We start from the raw sequence: 23,611 nt of genomic DNA, 5'->3' as shown, positions 1-23,611 counted from the left end.
CGTGTTTCGGCTCCAGCGGATTCAGACCGCAATCCGCGTGTCGCGAGCGTCAGGCATGCGCATTCTCACGAAGATAAATTCGGGTTTCCGGCGTTGGGATGGCAAGCGCGCCACGCACGTCGTTAAGAAAATTAATTGCCGCGAGACCGGCCCAGTGAACAATGCCGCGCACGTCCTGATCGAGGATCACATCGATCGCGCGCTCGGATAACTGGCTGCGCGTTTCCGCGGTGCACTCATGGCCAATCAGAACGAGGCGGGACTTGTCGCCCGATTCCTGCAACGCCGACGCAATCCCGCAGATGCCGCCACCGGTTGCATAGACGCCGACCAGTTCCGGATGACGCGCAAGCAGGCCCTGCGCGGCGAGACCTGCGCCGTCGTCGTCTTCGGCAAAATCGGGCTCGGCGATCCAGCGCAGGTTGCGGAAATCCTCCTCCAGCACTTGCGAGAAGCCGGTGCGCCGCTCCAGTTGATCGTGCAAGCGCGACGATGCGGACAGCACCGCCACCGTGCCGATCCGAGAACCGAGAAAGCGGCCCATCAACAAACCGGCTGTGCGCCCGGCGATCCGGTTATCGACGCCGACATACGCGGCGCGGCGACTCGCGGGCAGATCGGAGAACACCGTGACGACGGGCACGTTCGCCACGCTCATGTCCTCGATCAGACGTTCGACCCACGGATAGTCGAGCGGCACGAGCACGAGTGCGTCGTAGTCGACCACTTGCTCGGAGAATGCGGCGGTATCGCGCTGGCTTGAGAAATCGCAGCGATAGAACGACGGGATGATCCGGTGTTCGCGAAAGAAGCTCGCGGACAGCGCGATGTTGCGCTCCACATGATCGAGAAAGCGCGAGTTGATTTGAGGAAGCACGAAAGCGACGCGAAACGAACTGAGTTTCGACGGGCGGCCGCGACTCGCGCGTTCGTCGCGCAGCGTCGCCAGCGCGAGGTGAACGCGTTCAGCGGTTTCCGGACGCACGGCCTGATCGTCGCGCAGCACACGATCGACCGTGGCCACGCTAACGCCCGCACGACGCGCAATCATCATACGTGTAGCCGGCATGTGTCTCCTCCGGTGCCGAACCAGAGTCATTTTGTTTAATCAAGGTAGCTTTTTCTGCACGGAATGCAAGTTTTTTTACTTCGATAAATCCATCATTCCTGATGGCATTGTGCGTTGCACACAAGGAGCGCGAAAAGTGACTTGCGAAGTGGGAAAATAGAGGAAATCGGCGGGACTGCGATATTTCTACCAGATGCAGGCGATAGCCGCGAATCAATCGCGGCGGCTGTTGTTGAGTGCTCCCGCCCTATCACACAAAAATCCAAAAAACCGTCACGCACGCGTCAAACCGCATCCGTCTCGATTGTCGGCTCACACAGGATAGGAAAGTTGACCGAATTCGCGATATAGCACTTCTCATGTGCGACATGATGCAAACGCTCGGCCAGGCTGGGATCGCCACCGGCCTGAATGACGACCTGCGGGTGCAGGATTATCTTCGAAAAGCGACCCGCCTTCGGGTCGTCGAGCATCGTGCCTTCGGCGTTGTCGCGATAGCGCAGAACCACGATGCCGGCATCGGCACAAAGATGCAGATACCAAAGCTTGTGGCATGCGCACGCCGAGGCGACCAGCAGATCTTCCGGATTCCAGCGGCTGGCGTCGCCGAGAAATGCCGGGTCCGATGATCCCGGAATGTCGGGCTTGGTCCCCGCGGCGATCACATGATCCCGCGCGTATTCACGGTACCCCGATGTACCGCTTCCGCGGTTACCCGTCCACTCCACCGCTACCTGATATTTGTGCTCGCCGTACGCCATGCCAATCTCCTCGATGTTGAACCGGACGTCACTTCCCCGCACCCGAATTCTATACGCCATCCGCCATTTGGTATACCATTATTCCAAATCACAAGGACACAGGCACATGGAAACCAAACTGGATTCAACGGCCGACGCAGTCGCCATCTCACTACGCGAACTGATCGCGGCGGGTGAACTGGGCGACGGCGCACGGCTAGTCGAACGTGAGCTAGCCGACCGATTTGGCGTGAGCAGGGTTCCGATGCGGGAGGCAATACAAAGGCTGGAGGGCGAAGGACTGGTCGAAATCCTCCGGAACCGCGGTGCGGTCGTGCGAACCCTCACCGAGGCCGACGTGGAGGAGATTTATAGTCTGCGCATGTTGCTCGAGGGAGACGCAATCTACCGCGCGGTGAAACGCATGGACAATGAAACGTTATCGCGTGCGGAACTCGTTCACCGGCTTCTAGGAGAAGCCGATACGGCGCAGAGACAGGGCGAACTCAATCGCGAGTTTCATGAACTGTTGTACCGCTCGTGCGGCAACAGCCGTCAGCTCAAAGCAATTTGGGCGTTGCGCGGTCAGGTTGAGCGCTATGAACGACTGCAAGCCACGCTGCTCGCCGATACGCAAGCCTTCCAGGACGAGCACCTGAAAATTCTCGAGGCGTGTCAGACCGGCAATGCGCGCCTGGCGCGGTCGATGACCGTGGAACATCTCGCGTCTGCAAAGCGGATTGTTCTGCAGCTGGTTGGAGAACTCTGACGAGATATTGACGCCCGCGCACAGCCACACGGTTGAGGTACGGGGCGCGAGTCACTCGGTGTATGAGTCGCGTTCCAAGGAAGTTGCCGCGTTGATCGAGCAGGCGTCTGAACACGCTCAGGATTGACTCGCGCATTCGCCGCTGCGCAACGCGGCGTTAACCGTAATATGTGCGTGGCTAAACAACCGGGTTCGCACGTCGCTGCGCGAACCCGGCAACGGCAAGCCGACTATCGCGGCGGTGCGAACGCGTTTCCCCCGACGTTAGGCGCTCGAGGATCGGGGTTCATATTCAGGCTCGTGCCATTTGCTCTCATGTTGTTGGCCGCAGGCGCGCCCGATCCAGTGCCGACCCCGCCGCCGAACGCTGTCGTGCTGCGCGCCGGCCCTACGCTCGGGCCTGTGCCTGCCACACCGGTTCCCAAGCCCGTTCCTGTGCCGGTTCCATTGGCGCCGCTCATATCACCGGGGGTAGCGCTTCCTGACTGAGCGTAAGCAGCTCCCGACAGGCACACAACCAAAACCGACGCCAAAATACTGTTTGCGATCTTCATAGCCGACTCCATCACGCCGTCGAATTCTCTGCCAGACACACACAACATCGTAATGCTGTTGAGCACATGACGCTCACGAGTGAAGTCGGTCGATGAGTAAGGCGGCGGCACGCCCTGCATTGTTCGCGCATAAAACACATTCGCATCGCTTGTGTCATGCCGCAAGCGATGCGTGGAAACGCGCCGTCCAGTTGTACAAATGCTTACAAAGCAGCGTGCTGGCCAAGTGCACCGCCCGCAGTGTTGCGGCGTTATTGCAGACACCTACCAGCGGAGTCCACAATGAACACGAACCTCACACCCAGCAACCCGCAGCGCAGTCGCATTCATCCTCTGGTCGCCGGCGCGGCGGTGGCGGTTATCCTCGCCAGCGCCACCGGCATCGCGGCGATGACCGGCATTCTGCCGACCTCGCGCGCTGTCACGGCGCCCACGCCGCCGGTCGCAGCAGTCGCGGCACCGGTTGCGAGCGCTCCGCTGGCCGCTAACCCGGCGAACACGGTACAACATACGGCGCAGGAAGCCGCCCCTGCCCGGCCGCGCGTCCATCACACGCACAGCACCACGGCAGGGGACGCGCCGCGCTACTCGAACAATCAGGGATATCAGGCGCCTTCGGAATCTGCGTCGACGAGACCCGTCGCCGACCCGTACGCGGGAGAAGTCGTCGCGATCAACACAGTCGAGGCACCCGAGCCGACGACAGGCCTCGGTGCGGTGGGTGGCGCGGTCGCAGGCGGGCTGATCGGCAATCAGATAGGCGGCGGCCGCGGTAAAGTCCTGGCGACCATTGCTGGGGCAGTGGGTGGCGGCGTGGCCGGTAACGGCATCGAGCACGCGGTGCGCAAGCAGACGAGTTATCAGGTACAGGTGCGCATGCAGGACGGCAGCTACCGGAACTTCAACTATCCGACCCAACCAGCCGTACAGGTTGGCGAGCGCGTCCACGTCTCCGGCGATTCCCTGACGGCTTCGTGACCTGCTTCGTGAGCCCGGGTCGGGCGGCCCGACGGGCAACTTATGGGCGGCGGGCCGTGATGTTACCAGTGGTTACACAAGTGACAATGGTGGCGTACATACCGAGCCTAAGCCGCCCTACAATCCAGCTCGTCCGTCACCGCTCGGCGCCCGCCTGAAGCGAACGGGTCAGGAGAAACACAATGAAACGTCCCATTCTTTTATTCGCAGCAGGCCTCTGCGCTGCGAGCGCATCCAGTGCCGCCATGGCGCACGTGGACGTCGGCGTGTTCCTTGGGGTGCCGGCACCCGTGTATGTCCAGGAGCCCCCAGTCATCTATCAGCCGCCTGTGGTCTATGCACCGGCGCCGGTCTACTATGGTGGTTATGGATATGGCGGCGAGTACCGCGACGAACGCCGCTGGCACGACAACGGCAGGCACCGCGGCTGGGAGCACCATCGTCATGAAGATGACGACGATTGATCCGTGGTTCCGCACGAATGCCATGCACAGCAATCATTGATGAAATTCGTTAGCGCGCGACGCAAATACACGTGCATGGCGTTCGTGCCGTTCCTGCTTCGACTTCGCGGATGGCCGGAGGAGCGGGTAAGCCGTAGCGCAACGGCCTATCGCGCGAGACCTCGATGCCACTTCGCGCCGATGGCCAGTGCGCACAGGATCAGCACACGAAATGCCGCGTCTGCATAGAAAGTCGCCGCGGCGCTAAAGTGGTCCGACAGTCCGCCTGCAACGACACTGGCTACGAGCATCGCTAGCCCGCTCATCAAGTTGAAGAACCCGAACGCAGTGCCTTTCAGGTCGGCCGGCGCTGTATGCGCAACCATCGTGGCGAGCAGTCCTTGCGCGAGTGCAATGTGTCAGCCCCACGGTGCGACGCCGAGTATTACCACCGGCCAGTGACTGCCGTATGCCAGCACGATATCCGACGCAATCGGCACCGCGAGTTCAATCGCCAACAGCCTGGTGTGGCGCATCGAATCGGCCAGTTTTCCGAACGGATACGCCGATACGGAATACACGAGATTCATCGCCACCATGACGAGTGGCACCAGGGCCACCGGCACGCCGCCCCGCATCGCGCGCAGGACGAGGAATGCCTCGCTGAACCGCGCGAGCGTGAAAACCGCGCCGATGAGCACCGCCCACCCAATCAATGTTAGGGCAATGATCCATTGCCTGACCCTGACATGCGCCGATAGTGCCATCCGATCGTGCGCGTTATCATCAACCGTTACGTCAGACCGGTTCATAGCGCACGATGGAACACGCGTACGTCCAACTGTTGCATCTGCTCGCCGGTCACCCGGCATGGACGCTCACGGTCGTTTTCCTTGCAGCGTTCCTTGAGGCCATTGCCGTAATCGGCACCTTCATCCCTGGCAGCACCGCAATGTTCCTCGCCGGCGCACTGGTCGGCACCGGATCGCTGAGCCTTGGCTGGGTGTTCGTATCGGCGATAGCCGGCGCGGTCGCGGGAGACGGCATAAGCTTCTTGCTCGGCAGCCGTTACAAGGACAGGATCGTCCAGGTGTGGCCTTTCCGTAAGCATCCGCAGGTGCTCGATGCAGGCCACCGCTTCTTCGAAAAGCATGGTGCGAAGAGTGTCGTGTTCGCCCGCTTCGTCGCACCGTTGCGGGCGATCGTGCCGGTGGTTGCGGGGATGCTCGGCATGACGCCGATGCGCTTCTACGCCATGAACGTCCTGTCGGCGCTGCTCTGGGCGCCCGCCCATATCCTGCCGGGCGTGGTGTTCGGCGCATCGGTGCTGTTGGCCGGCGCGGTGTCGTTCCGACTCGTCGTCATCATCGCGCTGCTGGTCGGCATCGTATGGCTGAGCTTTCGAGCCGCGCGCTTTCTGCTGTCGCACGCCAATGCGTGGTCGAGCGCGGCGGGCCGCCATCTGGCGAACTGGGCCAGTCGGCACCCGGGCCGAGTCGGCCGTCTCGCCCAGAGCATGCTGGATCCCGATCAGCCGGACGCCGGCAGTATTGTGGCGACCTCGTTCGTTGTGCTGCTTTGCGGCGCGCTCTTCTTCGTCGTTCTCGAAGATGTCATCAGCGGCGATCCGCTGGTGCGCATCGACCTATCCGTCTATCACTTCCTGCAATCGGTGCGCACTCCCTGGAGCGATACCGTCCTCGCGGGTCTCGCCACGCTGGGCAGCGTCGTCACGCTGGCAACACTGGTCGTCACGGTCGCGCTGTGGATGCTGTGGGAACGACGCTGGCGCACCATCGGCTACTGGCTGGCAGCGGTTGCATTTTCCCAGTTGCTGATCTTCGCTCTACAGTTCGCGATGCATCGCGCGCCGCCGGATTCGCTCGTATCCGCCGCCTACGTGTTTCCGAGCAATCACGTCGCCGCTACCGTGATCGTCTATGGCTTTCTGGCATTTCTGCTCGCGCGGCGAGTCGGCATGCTGGAGGGTTTGCTCGTCGCAACCGCGAGTGCGGTCGTCGTGGTCGTCGTCGCGCTGGCGGGACTTTACTTCGGCAGGTTCTGGGTTTCCGATGCGATTGGCGGCGCGGCGCTGGCGTACGTCTGGGTCGCCATCGTTGCGCTGACAGCCATGTGGCGGCATCCGGAACCACCACCGTCACGCAGGTTCCTGCCAGTGGTAATTCTGCTGGTCGTGCTGGTGACCGTGGGCGTGCAGCTTGGCGTCAACCCGCCCGCCGCGCCGCCGGATAGTACGCGCGCCCCGCCACCCGTATTGGTCACGCAATCGCAGTGGACCGTTTCCCTCTGGAAGCGTCTGCCGTGCTATCGCTCCGATATGGGCGGCGACCGCAAGGAACCCCTCACGCTGCAGTGGGTGTCGAACCGCGAGGCGATAAGGGGACGACTCCGCGCTCAGGGGTGGGTCGAAGGCACGGACCTGTCGGCGCGCAGCCTGCTTTCTCTCGCTTCGCCCAACGTCGCGGCCGTGTCGCTGCCGGTGTTGCCGAAGCTGAACAACGGTGTGCCCTCGTCGCTCGTTTTCACGCGTCCCGGTGGCACGCGCGACGAACGCGACGTACTGCGCTTCTGGCCAAGTGGCTACGCAGTGGCAAACGGCACGTCATTCACTCCACTCTGGGTCGGTGCGCTGGCGCATGAACGGCTGTTCCGTCCGTCGTGGCCAATCAATATCCTGCGCGCCGACAGGCAGGCTGCGGCACTCGATGCTCACGGCAACGGGAGCGCAGGCTTCGGAGCCGCTGTAGTGGCAACGGTGAGTTGTCATGGCGTGCCGGTGTCGCTCCTGGCGTCGTCCGAGGAATAAGTGGATTTCCCGCTGTTGATCGGACCATTGAATGCATGCACGACAGCCGACTGAAATAATTCTCCGACGATGGAATAAAGCCGCAACGCCGCACGTTTAGTCACCGCAATGACCAACGGTCAGGTGAGAGGAGTGCGGCCATGAAATCTGTGCTTAACGTATTGAGCATCGTTGCGAGCGGTGCTGCTCTGGTGAGTCTGGTTGCGTGCGGTGGTTCCGACTCGGTCAATGTGCAATCGTACACTGCGACCACGCTGGTTTCTGACGGTGCCGTCGCTGCACCGCACACCGACGCGAATCTGAAAAACGCCTGGGGCATCGCCTTCAATCCGAAGGGTTTCGTGTGGGTCGCGGACAACGCAACCTCGGTCGCCACACTCTACGACGGCAACGGCGTGCCGCAATCGCTCGTCGTCAGTATTCCGGACGGCAGCAGCGGCCCGGCGAATCCGACCGGCATCGTGTTCAACGGCACAACGGACTTCGTGGTCAGCCAGGGCGGCAAATCCGGGGTCGGCGTGTTCATCTTCGACGGCGAGGGCGGCACGATCACCGCATGGTCGCCCACGGTCAACCTGACGTCCGCTGTCGTCATGTACGATGACGGAAGCGGCGGTGCGGTCTACAAGGGGCTCGCGCTCGCGAGCAACGGCGGGGCCAACTTCCTCTATGCCACCGATTTTCACAACAACAAGATCGATGTGTTCGACAGGAACTTCGCGAAGGTAGCGATGCCCGGCAAGTTCCAGGACCTCACCCTGCCGGCAGGCTTCGCGCCGTTCGGCATTCAGGCGATCGGATCGAAACTCTATGTGACCTACGCCAAACAGAACGCGGCGTTGCACGACAATCTCGACGGCCCGGGTCTGGGCTTCGTCGACGTGTTCGACACGGCGGGGAATCTGATGCAGCACTTCGCATCGGCTGGTTCGCTGAACGCGCCGTGGGGTGTCGCACAAGCACCGGCCAACTTCGGCCTGTTCAGCGGCGACGTGCTGATCAGCAATTTCGGCGACGGCACGATCAACGCTTTCGATCCGGCGAGCGGCCAGGCCCTCGGCACCGTCAAGCTGTCGAATGGAACTACGTTCGTGCAGGGAGGTCTATGGGGGATCGCTTTCGGCAACGGACTCGATAATCAGCCGATGAACACGTTGTTCTTTGCCGCGGGGCCTAATGACGAGGTGGACGGTGTCTATGGACGCATCGATCTGAAGATGTGAGGGTCGGTTCCTGATCGTACCGATCTAAGCATTCCCTAAGGTTCGCATACTAAGATCGGTCTGCGAGCGCCCCAAGTGTTCCGGCGGCCGGCGCTCCGGCGGCCGGAGCGGCGCTCGCCGTCGCGCCTATGCTGGTTTGCGCCTCGGCACCCAGTCCACTATTCCTGACACGTCTCTCAAAAAACGCACTGCATGAATACACTTGAAGCGTTCAATCAAGCGCTCTTTCTGATGATCAACGCCACAGCGTCGACGCCGGTTTGGCAAATTAACGCAGCACGGTTTATCGCCGATTACGTGATCTATCTCATTCCGCTGTCGCTGGTAGCGATGTGGCTATCCGGCGACGAGCGTCAGCGCGACACGGCAGTTCGCGTGTGCAGCGTAACCTTGCTCGCCCTCGGCATCAATCAGATCATCGGCCTTGTCTGGCCGCATCCCCGGCCGTTTGTGATCGGGATCGGCCATACGTTTTTGCAACATGCGCCGGACCCGTCGTTCCCAAGCGACCACGGGACGATATTCGCGAGCGTCGCCTTGACCTTGCTGTTGGGGGGCCTGCGACGGTACGGCATGCTCATGCTGCTGTCCGGCGTCGCCGTTGCGTGGGCACGCGTGTTTGTCGGCGTCCATTTCCCGCTCGACATGGTGGGCGCCGTCGCCATCGCATGCATAGCGTTCCTGCTTGTCATGCCGCTTTGGCGGCTAGGCGGAACCATGGTGATGCGCGGGTTGGTCATGTTGTACCGCACGCTGCTCGCGTGGCCGATCAATCGCGGCTGGCTGTCCTCGTGAGCATCGCGTAGACCGAAGGTTTCCGCACAATTTCCGCGGAAACCTTCATCGCCTCGCCGGGGTAGCTACTCCGGCAGCACCGCGACGGATGCTTCGCTCGTCAGCAGCAGGAAGGTCAACGTTTCCTGCAGGTACAGGCGCACCACCTGGTCGGTGTGGCTCAGATACCCGATGCACAGGTCCTGCCCGATGTGCAGGTCGAAGTCGCCGCCACGGGTGGAGAGCACGCTGCCTCCGTCGAGGGCCGGGGCCCAGATGATCTCGCCGTTCACCAGCCGCTTGATATGTTCGAGCACCGGGTAGCCCTGATCGCTCGCCTCGCTCACCGCGGTGTACGCATCGGCGCCCAGCAGGACCGAATACGGACCGTCGACGCCGGCCAGCCGCAACTGCTCGAGCGCCTTGGCGATGACGGTGGGGTAGTCGCTAACGTCAGCCGGCAAGCTCAGCGTGGGATTCGACGACCCTTGCCGAATACCGACGATGTTCGCCGCCTTGTAGCCGTCGAAAATGGCGCGGTCTTCGGCGTAGGCCAATTGTTGTGCTGCATCCTTCGCTGGCTGCCAGTCGGAATCGCTCGCACCGCGTTCCACGTCGTCGATCGCCTCGCGCTGCAACTCGAACGGCACACGCAGTTCGACTAGCGCCCTCACCTCGCGCTGGCGTGCACTCACGCCTTCCTGCGGTGCGGCGATGGTCGACTGGTGACCGGTGCCGACCGCGCTCAAACTGGCGCCGCCGGGACCTTTCACATCGACCACGCGGCGACCGGCCACGGAGCGCTTGAAGGTGCGCGCCACTTCTTCCTCGATCTCCGACCAGGCCGCGGTGGAGATGGGGGCCAGCTCGCGATGCAGATTATTCATACTGAGGCGCTCCTTTGAGAGAGCCGATGCTCAGCGAACCATCGCCGACCGGCTCGATAGCTGTTGGGGAATCCGCAGACTCGACCGCACTCCCGGAGGCAGCCGGGCTGCGATCCGCGAGCGCTTCGAGCAACGGCTCGGATGGCACGAAGAACAGCCCGCCCGTCACCGCGCGGCTGAAATCGAGCAGCCGGTCGTAGTTGCCTGGCGGCCGGCCGACGAACATGTTCTCCAGCATCTGTTCAATCGGCGCCGGTAAACGGGCATAGCCGATGAAATACGTGCCGAATTCGCCTGAGCCGGGTCGCCCGAACGGCATGTTGTCGCGCAGGATTTTGACTTCCTCGCCGTTTTCCTCGAGCACGGTAAGCGAACTGTGCGATGAGCTTGGCTTCACTGCGCCGTCGAGTTCGATGTCGGAGAGTTTGGTGCGGCCGATGATTCGCTCCTGCGTTTCGACCGGCAACGCGTTCCAGCCGGTCATATCGTGCAGATACTTCTGCACGATGACATAGCTGCCTCCCGCGAATTCGGAGTCCTCCTCGCCGACCACGGTAAACGTGACAGCTTCGTTACCGGTCGGGTTCTCGGTTCCGTCGACGAAACCAACCATGCTGCGTTGATCGAAATAACGAAAACCGTGCACTTCGTCGACTGCCGTCACCGCCGTGCCGAGCCGGCCCATCAGATGAGTGGCCAGCTCGAAGCACAGATCCATCTGGTCGGCACGAATGTGCAGCAAGATGTCGCCCGGTGTCGACACTGCCAGGCGCTCGCCCGAGCCGAACTCGCGGAACGGGTGCAGGCCGGCCGGTCGCGGCGCACCGAACAGCGCATCCCAGGCGTCGGAACCGAAACCGCATACGCAAGACAGGCCGCCGTCAGGGTTCCGTTTGCCCACCGCCCGCACCAGTGCCGCGATATCCGCGCACCACGCGCGCACGGTGTCGCGGCTCTCCGCGTCCGGATTGACAGTGGCGACGATGAAGATCGCACTCCGCTTGGCCTGCGTGGACACGGCCTGCGGTTCGGGGGGGACTGCAACTGGGACGGGAGTGTCGGACATCGCTCAATGGCTTCAAGGTAGCTGTTGCTGGGGAACAGCATATATAACCCGAAGCGTGTGGCAACGCCAAGCGCATACGAGATGAAATCAGCCGGTGACACACCCCATCCGTTGCCAGGCCAACGATTCGCGCCTTACCCGACACCCTGCGCCGCCATCGCCAGTAACAACCGCTCCGCGCCAATACCGAAGCCGGCCCCCTCCCGATAGGCGCCGCCGCCGACCACCTGCTGTTGTGCCCCCAACTCGTTGCAACGCACCTCGAAGCCCTGACCGTTCAGGTAATAGCTGAGTCCCCGCCTGGCGCAAAGGTCGATCTCGTAGCGCAGACCAAGCGCATCAAGAAATCCACTCGCAATATCCTGACTGCGCACCAGGGCGCGCTCCGGATCGGAACAAAGGAGCTCGAAGCCGAGCTGCGTGAACTCGCGATATCGCCCTGCTTGAGGGCGTTCGTATCGATAGCAACGCGCCACATAAAACAAGGCACGCTCGGCGCGCCGTTCGAGGAGCACCTTGCTTCGCTCCTGAAATAACGCCGTAGCCTCAGGAATGAGACAACACTGCCTGCCTTTTTTATCCGGGAAGGCCCACATTTGCTCGATCACCTCGCTTCCACCGGCCTTGTCGACAAATGTGTCTTGCGACCAGAGCGCCGGTACGATCGCCTCCTCCGCGCCAGCTTCAATGAAGGTAGCTCCGGAATCGATTCTCCAATGCGCGCACGTCGGCTGCTTCCTGGCCTACGACAAATCGGGTTCCACGGACCATGGTCATGATGATTTTTCCATTCTGGTTCAGAAATAAAAAAAGGCGCCTCAGGCGCCTTGGTCGTTTTTTCACGTGTCAGGAATCTGCAATATTCCTGACACGATGCTATGGACGTAACGAACCACGGCGCAAGTATTTGCAGCCGTGATGATGAAAGAAAAGGGGTACTGTTATCTCGTCCATGTTCTGGATAGTGACATAAGGTCCGCGGCTTCGTCCACCGCTTGTGAAGCCGAAGAATCTTGCTGGCGCCGATGTCCCGCCTGCGCAAGATCCAGCGCGTCGACATCCCGAGCCCGACGATGGCCGACTTCTTCGGCTAGCGCCCATCGGAAGGCGGCGCGCCGACTCACGGCCGCGCCCACGGCGTTATGCCAGTCAGCGCATTAACGCTGCGGCCACAGTTCGCGGCCCCAAAAGGTCAGCGTACGGTCCCACGCCAACTGCGACCAGACGGGATCGAACTGGGTCCTGGCGATACGGCCCGGCCCGACCGCCGTCTCGTTGGCGAACGCATGGTGCGCAAGATAGCGGTGGAACTTCACGTCGACATTCGCCCCGGTCAAGCTGGTTTCGAGCGCATCGACCGTTTCGGCGGGAAAGAACGCGTCTTGTGTGGCCCAGTGACCGAGCACCGGCACCTTGATTTTCGATGCGTCGATGTACTCAAGCGGCGGGAAGCCGTACCACACCACGCCGGCCGACACCTCCGGAATATTGCATAGCGCGAGCAGCGTGAGCGCGCCGCCCATGCAATAGCCGGTTACACCCACCCGCTCCGAATGCTGCTTCAGGTACTGCACGGCGCCGCGAATATCCTGGCTGGCGGCGTCGCCGAAGTCGAGCCCGTCCAGCAGATGGTGCGCCTCCTCCTCTTCCACGGTCGTTTTTCCGCGGAAAAGATCGGGGACCAACGCCAGATAACCGGACTGCGCGAGACGGTCTGCCACGCCGCGAATCTGGTCGTTCAAACCCCACCACTCCTGAATCACGACGATGGCGGGCGCGCCTTCGAGTTTCTGCGGCTTCGCCAGATAACCCTGGATGTCCTGGCCGTCAGGGCGGCGAAAGGTGATCATGGATCCCGATGTGTGTTTCATGAGACGGTCCTCGACTAGACGGATTAGACGGAACCGCTAGCATAGCGCCAGTCGCCCAGGTACGCAGACTGGCAAAGCATGCGACGGCTCTCACCAACCGCCGCAGCAGCGAAAACTCGCGGACTCTCAGGTTCGCTCGGCGCGCCGCTCGACAAAGCGCCTCACATAGTCATCCGCCGGACGCGTGAGAATTTCGTCCGGCGATCCCTCCTGCACCAACTTGCCGTCGCGCAGGATCGCGATGCGATTGCCGATCCGCAGCGCCTCGTCGAGATCGTGCGTGATGAACACAATGGTCTTGTTCAGCGTCGCCTGCAACTGCAATAGCTGGTCTTGCATTTCCGTGCGAATCAGCGGATCGAGCGCGGAGAACGCTTCGTCCATCAGCAGCACGTCGGTATCCGCGGCAAGCGCACGGGCAAGGCCGACACGTTGGCGCATGCCGCCGGACAACTCATCCGGGTAGTGTTCGCCGTAACCGTTCAAGCCCACCTTGCCGAGCCAGACACGCGCCTTCTCATTAGCTTGCGCCTTACTTTCGCCACGCACACGCAGCGCGTAAGCCGTATTGTCGAGCACGGTCTGATGCGGCAGCAGCCCGAAGTTCTGGAACACCATGCTGACCTTGAAGCGCCGCAACTCGCGCAAACCTTGCGCGTTGAGCTTGATGACGTCCGAGCCGTCGATCACGATCTCGCCGGCAGTCGGCTCGATCAGGCGGTTGAAGTGCCGCACCAGTGTCGACTTACCCGAGCCCGACAGTCCCATGATGACGAAAATTTCGCCTGCGCCGATATTCAGGCTCACGTCGTTCAAACCGACATTGCAACCGGTCTGCGCAAGAATGTCGGCTTTACCCTTTCCGCCTCTCAGCAGATCGAGCACCCGCGCATGCCCGGTCTGCGGGCCGAAAAGCTTGTACACATGTCTGACTTCTATCGCTGCCATATCGCTCTCCGGTTACTTCGCCGTGCGGGTTTCGAGGGCGCCTTCGCCAGCGTGCGTCTCGTTCGTCTGCGCGCTGTTCACGCGGTAAGGAATGCGCGAAGCCGCTTTTGCTTTCCTGCGTTGCGAGAAAAGGCGCCGCGTGCGGCGATCCTGGCCGTACCCCTGGCTGATCCGGTCGATCACGATGGCCAGTATCACGATGGCGATGCCCGCCTGCGTGCCCTTGCCCACATCGAGCGTCTGAATACCGGCGAGCACATCCTCACCGAGCCCACGCGAGCCGATCATCGATGCGATCACCACCATCGAAAGCGCCATCATCGTCGTCTGGTTGATGCCGGCCATGATGCTGGGCCGCGCCAGCGGCAACTGCACGTTCACCAGCAATTGCCAGCGCGTCGTGCCGAATGCACGGGCAGCCTCGACCACATCGCCGTCCACATGACGGATGCCGAGATCGGTCAGGCGAATCAGCGGCGGCAACGCATAAATGATCGTCGCGAGGATCGCGGGTACCTTGCCGAGACCGAACAGCATCAGCACCGGAATCAGGTAGACGAAGCTCGGCAGCGTCTGCATGACGTCGAGTGTCGGCAACAACATACGCCGCAGCCACGCGCTGCGCGACGTGAAAATGCCGAGCGGCACGCCGAGTGAGACCGACAGCACGGTTGCCACCAGCATCAGTGCAAGGGTCTGCATCAGCTTTTCCCACAGGCCGAAGCAGCCGATCGCGTAGAGCAGCAGCACAAAGAAGCCGGCAATGCCCAGACGCCGCGTCGCGTTCCACGTCATCGCGCCGACCGCCAGCAGAATCAGCCATGGCGGCATGGCGCGCAGCGCGCCTTCGAGCGGCACCAGGACGTAGCGCAATAGCGCGATGCTGAACTGGTGGAAGCTGTCGCCGTGGCGGGCGACGAACGACTGCAGGGCATCGTTCACCCAGTCGGCAATCGAAAGATGCAGAAAAAACGAATTCATGATCAACCCTCCACTGCACGTGGACAGCAGACGTGGGACATCCGTTGTCCAACACCGAACCGCAAAGCGCGACGACGCCATAAGCTCATGACGCCGCCGGCGATCAGGCGCCCGCCAGGCCCGCCTGCACCTTCGACGCCACATCGGCCGGCACCCATTGTTTCCACATCTCCGGATGCTCACGCAAGAATTGCGTGGCCATGGCGCTCCCGTCGAGTTTCTTCGTGCTCATTTCGAGGATCGTGCTGTTGAGGAAGTCCATTGGGAACTTCACCTTGCCGAGCATCGACATGAGTTGCGGGTCCGCGTCGTAGAACGGCGAGGACACACCGACCGTGACATGCGAAACCATGTAAGACGATGCGCATTGCGACGTGCTGCTCTCGTCACGCAAGGTCTTCCAGCAGGCGTCGTTATAGGCCGGCATCTTCAACTCGACGAACTTGTACTTCGCCATCAATGCGGCCGGTCCCCAGTAATAGAAGACGATCGGCGCGCCGCGCTGATACGCGGATGCGATTGCCGCGTCGAGCGCAGCCCCGGTTCCCGGATGGAAATTGGTGTAGGCCGAGTCGAGCTTCAGCACTTTGAGCAGACGCGTGTTGACGCGCTCGCAATCCCACCCCGTCGGGCAGTTGAGGAAGCGGCCCTTATCCGGTTCCTCGTCGTCCGCGAACACGCTCTTGTACTTCGGCAGGTCGGCAACCGAAACAAGGCCCGGCGCGACCGGCTTGATACCGCGCGTCGGATCGCCCTTCACCACATATTCCGGCACGAACCAGCCTTCCTTCGTGCCGCCCGGCAAGGTGTCGCCGACCAGCTTGACGCTGCCCGAGGCCACGGCTTTCGCAGTGATCTCGCTACGCCCGGTCCATTGTTCGGCCCACACCTGCACGTCGTTGTGTGCGAGCGCGGTTTCGGTGGCCGCCGTACTGCCGGGCACGACATCCGTCTTGCAGCCGTAGCCCTTTTCCAGAATCTGCCGCAGCACCTCGGTTGCGAAGGAGCCGCTTTCCCATGTAATGCCCGCGAAATGCACGGTCTTGCCTTGCGCGCACCAACTGTCCGCGGCATGCGCGCTCGCGCCCGTGAGGGCCAGCGCGGCGGCGCACAAGGCCGCCCGGAATTGTCTGAGTTGCATCGTCGATTACCCTTGGAGCGTTGAATTGCGTTGAGTTCGATTGCGGAAAATCCGAGTGCTGGGCGAATGCCGGGGCAGCCGCCTCGCACACTCAGGCAAGCAGGCGCTTCTCGAACGGATAGTCGGACAGCAGTTCAACCTGGCCGTCGTCGCGTACGTACACCTGTTCTTCCAGCTTGACGCCTTCACCACCGTCTTCATCGCCGATATAGCTTTCGATGCAGAGCGTCATGCCGGGCTCGATCACGCCGTCATAGCCCTTCGCTTCGTTGTCCTCGCGATGGACGATGTACGGATATTCGCCGGTCATGCCCACGCCGTGCGCAAGCGCGAAATAGCGGCGCGCCTGATACGGCCCGGGAATCTTCCAGGCACGGGCGATGAACGCCTGGAACGTCGTGCCGGCACGCACGTTTTCCATATTCGAATGCACCTGTTCGTACGCCAGGCGGTACAGGTTCTGCTGGGCCGCCGTAGCCGGACCGTCGCCGCACAGGAAGGTGCGCGAGAAGTCGGCGTAATAGCCGAACCGCCCCACCACGTCGGTATCGAGCCCGACCAGTTCACCTGCCTGAATCTTGCGCGGACTGCTCTCCTGAAACCACGGGTTGGTGCGCGGCCCCGAACTGATCAGACGCGTTTCCACGTAATCGCCGTCGGTTTCGATGATGTGCTTATGCAGATGCGACCACAGTTCGTTTTCGCTGATGCCGGGCACGAGCGCCGCTTCCAGCTTGCGCACGCCCTCTTCGGCGGCACGCAGCGACGAGCGGATCATCTTGATCTCGTTGGGCACCTTGATCGCACGTGCGCGTTCGAGCGGCTCCTGCGCGTCGGATATCTGATAGCCTCGTGCCTGCAGTGCAAACGCCGCAGCCGAAGTCGCGCTCTCGATCGCGATGCGCTTGCCACCGCCGCTCTGCTTCACCAGTTCGTCGATTTCATCGGCCCAGCGTTCGGTGACGCGACCCAGCATGTCATCGCAGAAGTAATAGGAAATCGCCGTGGCCGGCCGCACTTCGTCGACGGTGTCGAGCCCGTCGGCAAGAAAATCGCAGCCCGCGTATTCGAACAGCACGACCTTTCCTTCAGCCGGCACGAACAGATAGCGCGCGGGATTGCGCATCGAATACACCTGCATGTTGCGCGAGCCGGTCGCATAGCGCATATGCGTCGGGTCGAACAGGATCGCCGCGGTGAGGTCGCGCTTTTTCAGTTCACGGCGTACACGGCCAAGCCGGTCCCGTTGAATCTGCGCGATTTCTTCAGCGGTCGGTTCACAATCTTCCGGGCGGTGAGTCGGGCGAATAATCATCGTGTTTAGAAGGGGACGTGGTGGTTATGGGAAAACAGCTTCAATCGACCAGATTGTCGGCACGCACGAGCCGCTGCTCGGCTTCCAGATGCATTTCGGACACGCGTCCATACAACTGCCGGGTGCGTTCGAGCCGGCCGATCACGCCGGACGTCTTCGAGTACGCGAAGATCGCGGTATGACGATCGATCCCGCCCTGCACCTGCGTGACGCGGTGCAGCGAAAAACGCCCCTTGAACAATTGCAGATCGCCGGGTTGCAAAGTGATGACGTTGATCGGCGCACGTGTTTCGCCACGTACCACCCTGCCCACGTCGCCATAGTTCTCGCCTTCGGGCGAGCGGATATTCGGGCAATACTCGAAATCGCCGCCCGCCTCCGGCTGCTGGGTCATCATCGAGACGATGAATTCATTGGTGTCGTAGTGCCAGGGCTGTTCGGTGCCTGGCGGCATGACGTTCTGCACCAGTCCCGCATACGGGTCCGCGTATTCCCACACGCGCGCCTCGCCGAGACACGCGGCGACGAAACGCTTCATCGCTTGCGCCACGTAGATGCGGTGCACAATCGCATCGGCCGGAATCACATCGCGCGTCACAAAGCCGCTGGTGCGGTCCATAAAGACGCGGCGCGGATCGTCGGTGGGCAGCGACGGATCGTCGGCGGTGAAATAGGCGTTGACCTTACGGGTCGAAAAATAGGTTTTGGCTGCCAGCGCCACGCCCTCGGCGCGCGCCCTGGCAAGCGCTTCAGGCCGCAGGAAACCGTGCAGCACCGCGCTGCCGTTGCCCGCCAGGTGAGCACGGCAGGTCGCAATCAGCTCGCGCATGCGCGGGTGGTCCGGATCGTGCAGCGGATAGCGCCCGGTATCGACGATGTCGCTCAGATCGTTGCATTCGGCATCGGCAAGAGAAAGACTGACTGACACGGCAGTGCTCCAGATTAAGGGTTCGGACTGATTTGTGACGCGAATTTTTTTCGACAACAATCACCTGTCTAGTGCCCTCATCTTTTGATCGTCAAATTTCTTTGGAAAGCGAGTAATTCCGATGGCTGCCATCAGCGGACCCGATTGGTCGAAACTCAGCTCTCTGGACCCCGAACTGGTGCGCGCCTTCGTCGCCGTGGTCGATAGCGGCGGCTTTACCGCCGCGGCGAAGCAGTTGCACCGTACCCAGTCGACCGTCAGCCTGCGGATTCGCACGCTCGAGGAGCGGCTGGATACGCATATGTTCTTGCGCAATAGCCGGCGCCTTGCCTTATCGCGGGACGGCGAGAATTTCCTGATTCACGCCCGCCGCATTATTCAGGTGCAGAACGAAGCGATCGCCGCACTGAACCGGAGCAACAGTGACGGCGTGATCCGTTTTGGCTTACCGGAGGACTACGCCGAGCTCTGGCTGCCTGAGTTGCTCAAGAAGTTCTATGCACTGCGGCCGGGCGCACGGCCCCATATCCATTGCCGGATGTCGCTCGAATTGCTCGAACGGCTGCAGGCGGGGGAACTGGATCTGGCTTTGGTGGTGCGGCATGGCTCGCAGACCAGCGGTAGGCATCTGGGACGTGAGGAGGTGGTGTGGGCGGCGCATCGCAGCTTCGTGCTGGACCGGCAGGCGTCGGTGCCGCTCGCGCTTTTTCCGGAGACTTGTTGTTATCGGCAGCGCGGGCTTGAAGCGCTGGCCGCGCTGCAGCGGCAGTATCAGGTGGTCTATACGAGTCAGAGTCCTACTGGGATCAAGGTTGCTGTGAATCATGGTGCGGCCGTGACTATCATCGATCGCTGTACGCTGCCGGAGAACTGGCGTGTGCTGGGTGTCGAGGAAGGGTTGCCGCCTTTGCCGCCGGCCGATCTCGAGCTGCACCGGTCGGCGGTGAATCGCGATCCGGCAGTGGATGATCTTGCTGCGTTGATTGAGGCGATGGTTGAGGAAAGGCGCAGTTCTGCGGTTGGTCTTGCTGCTTAGGTTGTTGTACGCCTACGGCGTTGGCCTTTCCTTGTTTTGTTATTGGTTTATTAGCGTTGCCCCTGTGCGGGGCGGCACCTACTTTTCTTTGCCTGCCGCAAAGAAAAGTAGGCAAAAGAAAGCGGCTTCAAACCGCTAGTTCTTAAGCGGGTCCCTCGCGCAGTCACGGTAGTGGAGCATCTGGAATCGGTGTTCTCGCGCACTCCGCGCTTGTGACAAGGCAGTCATTCTTCCGGCGGCGCTGCGCGCGCCGCAGCGGTACTTCAAAAACCACCGGTTTACTTCGCGCCTGGCTTGGCCGCCCTCCCTTCTTCGAACTTCTCCTGCCGGTTGACAAATAATTCGGATAGCAAACGTTCCATAGGAGCGTGCTTCTTCCTTTTCTCGCTCCATCGGCGTTTCCGATTGCTGCCATCAGAATTCCTCGCTTTGCAAAAAGTATTGGCCAGAAAATCATGCGTCGGCCAATTGCCAATAAATTCTGGAGATCTTATGAAAAAGAAAGTCATCGCCCTAGCCGTACTCGGCGCTGTTGCCGCCCCGGTGTTCGCGCAAAGCAGCGTGACCCTGTACGGCGTGATCGACGAAGGCATCGACTACACCAACAACGTCGGGCACGGTAGCGTCGTTGAACTCGCGAGCGGCTATGCGCAAGGCAGCCGCTGGGGCCTGAAAGGCGCCGAAGACCTGGGCGGCGGAATGAAAGCCATCTTCCAGCTCGAAAACGGCTTCGATCTGAACTCGGGGCGGCTCAATCAGGGCGGGCGCATGTTCGGCCGTCAGGCTTATGCAGGTATCAGCAGCGATCGATTCGGCACGGTCACGCTCGGGCGTCAGTATGACTCGGTGGTCGACTACCTCGCGCAAACCACGGCCAACGGCAACTGGGCCGGTTATCTGTTCGCGCACCCGTACGACAACGACAACACCGACAACTCGTTCCGCGTCGACAACACCATCAAATACGCAAGCCCGGAGATGGCAGGGTTCCAGTTCGGCGGCACCTATAGCTTCAGCAACGACACGAACTTCGCCAACAACCGCCAGTACAGCTTCGGCGCTCAATATGCGAACGGCGGCCTGCTGGTCGCCGCAGCCTACCTGCAGGCGAACAATCCGGGCGTGGGTTCGAACGGTGCGATCACCGCGAACGACGCCAGCTTTATCGCCGGCCGCATGCGCGTGTTCGGCGGCGGCATCAACTACACGTTCGGTCCGGCCACCGTCGGCTTCGCCTACACCAACTCGAACTACAAGAACCCCACCGGCAATGGCTATATCGGCATCCCGCTCGCCGCGACCGGCGTCACGCTGAATACGCTGAAATACCAGAACTTCGAAGTGAACGGTAAGTATCAGGTCACCCCCGCATTCTTCGTCGGCGCGCAGTACGTCTATTCGATGGAAACTTATGATGCTTCCACGGGCAGCGTAAAGCCGAAGATCCACTCCGTCGGTCTGATGGCGGACTACAACCTGTCCAAACGAACCGACGTCTACGTTCAGGGCGAGTATCAGAAAGTCACCGGTAGCTCGACCAACTCGATTCTCGATGATGCATTCATCCCGGGCACGCAATCGCCTTCGTCGACAGCGAATCAGGTGGTTGCGCGCATCGCGCTGCGCCACAAGTTCTAAAGCCGCACGCCGTCGCGCGAGGCCATCTCGACGGCCTCGCGCGTCGAACTCAGGATGCCTGACGCCGGCTTGTCCTGCTCGGTGGCCGCTGAGGCCGTGTACGGTCCCCATTAACTTTCTGAGTTCGATTAACTAAAATGAATTCATGGCCGTGTCCTGATCGGGAGGCGCCATGAGTGAATTTACTAGCGTTGTTATGAAGCTCCTGGGATCGGCGGTCCATGTCCAGTCCTCTGTATCTGTCGACGATCTCCTCGGCATCCTCTGTGGGCTGGCTGGTCTCGTCCTTCTGGTCGTGGTTCTGCTCATGCATGACGGAGTGGAAACTGCCCGGAAATGGAAATCGGGCTGGCACACTGACCGGCATCATTTACATGTTGGCTGGCCGGGTCATCGCAAGCATTGACGCCGCATTGTCGCGCTGACAACCCCACAGCGCTTAGCGCGACAATCGCGTGCGTCAATCACGCTGTCGATATGAGGCGGCTGAACGGCCGGTTGACGCCCGCCGCACAATAATGCGGCCGCCAGAATCTGTCCTTCCCCACGTCGGCACGGCTCCTCGCGATGCGAAGCGAGTCGTCCGTCGCGTCAAACCTCGGTGTGCCAGGGTTTTCCTCGATGCGGCCGTGTCAAACGCCGCTACCCGCGATCAATCGAAGCAACCTCGCCGCTCCACCGAACCGTGACTACGTGATCTCGCGCGTGAGCGCTGCAATCGACCGTGCTAGGCTACGCGCAGATGTCGGCCGGCACGATGAACCCGGCGTCATAAAAAACATCGAAAGTTCACGTTGCCTGAATATCCGCGTCCGCTCCCTCGTTTAGGCTAAACGCAGGCGATATAAGGTGGATCGATGATCGACGTTAACCCGCGTTTTGTCTGGCGGCGGCGCCTGTGCGCCGCGCTTTGCGGCTGTGCAGCACTGGCAGGCTGCAAGGTCGGGCCGGACTATCGCTCGCCCCCGGCCCCCCCTACCGACACCTACACCACCACCCCATTGCCCGAACAGACGGCCTCCGCGCCAGGCGCCGCCGGCGTGCCGCAGCGCTTTGCGCCGGGCCAGGACATTCCCGCCGCCTGGTGGGCACTCTTTCATTGCGAGCCGCTCGATACGCTGATCCGCGACGCTTTCGCCAACAGCCCGAACGTCGCCGCGGCGCAGGCCGCATTGCGGCAGGCGCGCGAAAACTTCTCGGCGCAAGCCGGCACGCTGCTGCCCAGCGTGGACGCGCAACTTGGCGCCACGCGCGAAAAATTGAACGGGATCGCGTTCGGCCGGCCCGGACTCACCGAGGAGTTCAGTCTCTACAACGCGTCGGTCAACGTGTCGTACAAGCTCGACGTATTCGGCGGCACGCGGCGCGAACTCGAAGCGCTGCACGCGCAGGTCGACTACCAGCGCTACCAGTTGCAGGCCGCCTATCTCGCGATGTCGGCCAACATTGTGACGGCAGCGGTCAAGGAAGCATCGCTGCGCGCCCAGATCGAAGCCTCCGAACGCATCGCCGCCGAGGAGGATGAACAACTGGGCGTGCTCAGCAAGCAGTTCGAGCTGGGCGGCGTCGGTCGCACGGCGGTGCTCGCGCAGCAGACGCTGCTCGCGCAAACCCGCGCGACGCTGCCGCCCCTGCAGCAACAGCTCGACCAGGTGCGGCACCTGCTCGCCGTGCTGGCCGGCAAGCTGCCCAGCGACGCCACGCTGCCCGAATTCCGGCTCGACATGTTTTCATTGCCGCAGACGCTGCCGGTGAGCCTGCCGTCAGCGCTGGTGAGGCAGCGGCCCGACATCCTTGCCGCAGATGCCGTGCTGCATCAGGCAAGCGCGCAAATCGGCGTGGCAACGGCCGCGATGTACCCGCAGATCACGCTGTCCGCGAGCTACGGCGCCGAGGCATTGACGCCGGCCCAGGTGTTCAAGGCCGGCAGCACGATCTGGAGCGTGGGCGCGAACCTGTTGCAACCGCTCTTCCACGGCGGCCAACTCACTGCGCAGAAGCGCGCGGCCGAAGCGGCGTACGAGCAGGCCGACGCGCAATACCGAGAAACGGTACTACTCGCGTTCCAGAACGTCGCGGACTCGTTGCGCGCGCTCGATCACGATGCCACCGGCCTGAAAGCGCAAACGGACGCCTGGCATGCCGCGAGCGACTCGCTCGACCTCGCGCGCGGACAGTATCGGATCGGCGGCGTGAGCTACCTTTCGCTTCTCGACGCCCAACGTCAGTACCAGCAAACAGTGGTGAGCCTCGCACAGGCGCAGGCGTCGCGCTACGCCGACACCGCGGCGCTGTTTCAGGCGCTCGGCGGCGGCTGGTGGAACGCCTCTGCCGCGCCCACCGCTCCCGCAACGCAATGACCCGACCCGAAAGGACACTCGCCGTACCGCACTTTGCAACAAGCGCTTTGAAACACGCTCTGT

21 protein-coding genes and 2 pseudogenes are annotated in these 23,611 nt (G+C 61.9%); 11 read left to right on the top strand and 12 right to left on the bottom strand.

All coding sequences use genetic code 11. The features are described 5' to 3' along the window. Nucleotides 1-49: 49 nt before the first annotated feature. Nucleotides 50-1,069: a LacI family DNA-binding transcriptional regulator gene (locus AC3WOG_RS28520; protein ID WP_492581175.1), complete on the bottom strand. Its 1,020-nt coding sequence runs from the start codon at nt 1,067-1,069 to the stop codon at nt 50-52. A 284-nt stretch (nt 1,070-1,353) separates the two neighbouring features. After that, complete coding sequence (locus AC3WOG_RS28515; RefSeq protein ID WP_492581174.1) at nt 1,354-1,830, bottom strand: OsmC family protein; 477 nt, start codon at nt 1,828-1,830, stop codon at nt 1,354-1,356. A 106-nt stretch (nt 1,831-1,936) separates the two neighbouring features. On the opposite strand from AC3WOG_RS28515, the gene AC3WOG_RS28510 reads away from it, so the two are divergent. The 4 genes and pseudogenes from AC3WOG_RS28510 to AC3WOG_RS28495 all read left to right on the top strand — a co-directional run bounded on the left by AC3WOG_RS28510 (nt 1,937) and on the right by AC3WOG_RS28495 (nt 4,574). Continuing rightward, complete coding sequence (locus AC3WOG_RS28510) at nt 1,937-2,578, top strand: GntR family transcriptional regulator (RefSeq protein WP_492581173.1); 642 nt, start codon at nt 1,937-1,939, stop codon at nt 2,576-2,578. Then, nucleotides 2,574-2,705 (top strand): annotated as a pseudogene (locus AC3WOG_RS28505) (alpha/beta hydrolase); the annotation flags it as partial. The gene AC3WOG_RS28510 and the pseudogene AC3WOG_RS28505, both read left to right, overlap by 5 nt. Before the next feature lie 709 nt (nt 2,706-3,414). Continuing rightward, on the top strand, nt 3,415-4,110 hold the full coding sequence (locus AC3WOG_RS28500; protein WP_492581172.1) for a glycine zipper 2TM domain-containing protein: 696 nt from the start codon (nt 3,415-3,417) through the stop codon (nt 4,108-4,110). A 182-nt stretch (nt 4,111-4,292) separates the two neighbouring features. Continuing rightward, nucleotides 4,293-4,574, top strand: a complete 282-nt coding sequence (locus tag AC3WOG_RS28495) for a hypothetical protein (RefSeq protein ID WP_492581171.1) — start codon at nt 4,293-4,295, stop codon at nt 4,572-4,574. A gap of 146 nt (nt 4,575-4,720) precedes the next feature. Here AC3WOG_RS28495 and AC3WOG_RS28490 read toward each other — a convergent pair. Continuing rightward, nucleotides 4,721-5,260: pseudogene (locus AC3WOG_RS28490) on the bottom strand (MFS transporter); the annotation flags it as partial. A gap of 113 nt (nt 5,261-5,373) precedes the next feature. Between AC3WOG_RS28490 and AC3WOG_RS28485 the strand changes: the two are divergent. The 3 genes from AC3WOG_RS28485 to AC3WOG_RS28475 all read left to right on the top strand — a co-directional run bounded on the left by AC3WOG_RS28485 (nt 5,374) and on the right by AC3WOG_RS28475 (nt 9,398). Further along, on the top strand, nt 5,374-7,380 hold the full coding sequence (locus AC3WOG_RS28485; RefSeq protein ID WP_492581170.1) for a bifunctional DedA family/phosphatase PAP2 family protein: 2,007 nt from the start codon (nt 5,374-5,376) through the stop codon (nt 7,378-7,380). 140 nt (nt 7,381-7,520) lie between these two features. Then, nucleotides 7,521-8,603 carry a TIGR03118 family protein gene (locus tag AC3WOG_RS28480; protein WP_492581169.1) on the top strand — a complete coding sequence of 361 codons (1,083 nt, stop codon included), beginning with the start codon at nt 7,521-7,523 and terminating at the stop codon, nt 8,601-8,603. Between the two features lie 192 nt (nt 8,604-8,795). Beyond that, nucleotides 8,796-9,398, top strand: coding sequence for a phosphatase PAP2 family protein (locus tag AC3WOG_RS28475; protein WP_492581168.1), 603 nt, complete (start codon nt 8,796-8,798; stop codon nt 9,396-9,398). Between the two features lie 65 nt (nt 9,399-9,463). On the opposite strand, the gene AC3WOG_RS28470 is transcribed toward AC3WOG_RS28475, so the two are convergent. The 9 genes from AC3WOG_RS28470 to AC3WOG_RS28430 all read right to left on the bottom strand — a co-directional run bounded on the left by AC3WOG_RS28470 (nt 9,464) and on the right by AC3WOG_RS28430 (nt 18,514). Beyond that, the gene (locus AC3WOG_RS28470) at nt 9,464-10,264 is read right to left on the bottom strand and encodes a family 1 encapsulin nanocompartment shell protein (protein WP_492581167.1); all 801 of its coding nucleotides are present in this window, start codon (nt 10,262-10,264) and stop codon (nt 9,464-9,466) included. Next, nucleotides 10,257-11,330: a Dyp-type peroxidase gene (locus tag AC3WOG_RS28465; protein ID WP_492581166.1), complete on the bottom strand. Its 1,074-nt coding sequence runs from the start codon at nt 11,328-11,330 to the stop codon at nt 10,257-10,259. The genes AC3WOG_RS28470 and AC3WOG_RS28465 overlap by 8 nt, the downstream gene beginning before the upstream one ends. A gap of 134 nt (nt 11,331-11,464) precedes the next feature. Continuing rightward, the gene (locus AC3WOG_RS28460; protein WP_492582478.1) at nt 11,465-12,019 is read right to left on the bottom strand and encodes an ATP phosphoribosyltransferase regulatory subunit; all 555 of its coding nucleotides are present in this window, start codon (nt 12,017-12,019) and stop codon (nt 11,465-11,467) included. A gap of 468 nt (nt 12,020-12,487) precedes the next feature. Then, nucleotides 12,488-13,201 carry a dienelactone hydrolase family protein gene (locus AC3WOG_RS28455; protein ID WP_492581165.1) on the bottom strand — a complete coding sequence of 238 codons (714 nt, stop codon included), beginning with the start codon at nt 13,199-13,201 and terminating at the stop codon, nt 12,488-12,490. A 126-nt stretch (nt 13,202-13,327) separates the two neighbouring features. Next, entirely contained in the window at nt 13,328-14,149 is an 822-nt protein-coding gene (locus tag AC3WOG_RS28450; RefSeq protein ID WP_492581164.1) for a quaternary amine ABC transporter ATP-binding protein, read from the bottom strand. Nucleotides 14,150-14,161: 12 nt separating this feature from the next. Then, the gene (locus AC3WOG_RS28445) at nt 14,162-15,130 is read right to left on the bottom strand and encodes an ABC transporter permease (protein ID WP_492581163.1); all 969 of its coding nucleotides are present in this window, start codon (nt 15,128-15,130) and stop codon (nt 14,162-14,164) included. A 103-nt stretch (nt 15,131-15,233) separates the two neighbouring features. Then, complete coding sequence (locus tag AC3WOG_RS28440; protein WP_492581162.1) at nt 15,234-16,271, bottom strand: ABC transporter substrate-binding protein; 1,038 nt, start codon at nt 16,269-16,271, stop codon at nt 15,234-15,236. Nucleotides 16,272-16,362: 91 nt separating this feature from the next. Then, nucleotides 16,363-17,586, bottom strand: a complete 1,224-nt coding sequence (locus AC3WOG_RS28435; protein ID WP_492581161.1) for a M24 family metallopeptidase — start codon at nt 17,584-17,586, stop codon at nt 16,363-16,365. Nucleotides 17,587-17,626: 40 nt separating this feature from the next. Beyond that, entirely contained in the window at nt 17,627-18,514 is an 888-nt protein-coding gene (locus AC3WOG_RS28430; protein ID WP_492581160.1) for a HalD/BesD family halogenase, read from the bottom strand. A gap of 121 nt (nt 18,515-18,635) precedes the next feature. Between AC3WOG_RS28430 and AC3WOG_RS28425 the strand changes: the two genes are divergently transcribed. The 4 genes from AC3WOG_RS28425 to AC3WOG_RS28410 all read left to right on the top strand — a co-directional run bounded on the left by AC3WOG_RS28425 (nt 18,636) and on the right by AC3WOG_RS28410 (nt 23,548). Next, nucleotides 18,636-19,550: a LysR substrate-binding domain-containing protein gene (locus AC3WOG_RS28425; RefSeq protein ID WP_492581159.1), complete on the top strand. Its 915-nt coding sequence runs from the start codon at nt 18,636-18,638 to the stop codon at nt 19,548-19,550. A gap of 492 nt (nt 19,551-20,042) precedes the next feature. Then, a complete protein-coding gene (locus AC3WOG_RS28420; protein WP_492581158.1) occupies nt 20,043-21,188 on the top strand; it encodes a porin in 1,146 nt (381 codons plus the stop codon). Nucleotides 21,189-21,360: 172 nt separating this feature from the next. Further along, a complete protein-coding gene (locus AC3WOG_RS28415; RefSeq protein ID WP_492581157.1) occupies nt 21,361-21,594 on the top strand; it encodes a hypothetical protein in 234 nt (77 codons plus the stop codon). Between the two features lie 451 nt (nt 21,595-22,045). Next, the gene (locus tag AC3WOG_RS28410) at nt 22,046-23,548 is read left to right on the top strand and encodes an efflux transporter outer membrane subunit (protein ID WP_492581156.1); all 1,503 of its coding nucleotides are present in this window, start codon (nt 22,046-22,048) and stop codon (nt 23,546-23,548) included. Nucleotides 23,549-23,611: the final 63 nt, after the last annotated feature.

The sequence above is a fragment of the Paraburkholderia sp. FW306-02-B genome, from assembly GCF_058782725.1.
The sequence above is the reverse complement of the archived record's forward strand: the minus strand, read 5'-3'. Positions and strand labels throughout refer to the sequence as shown.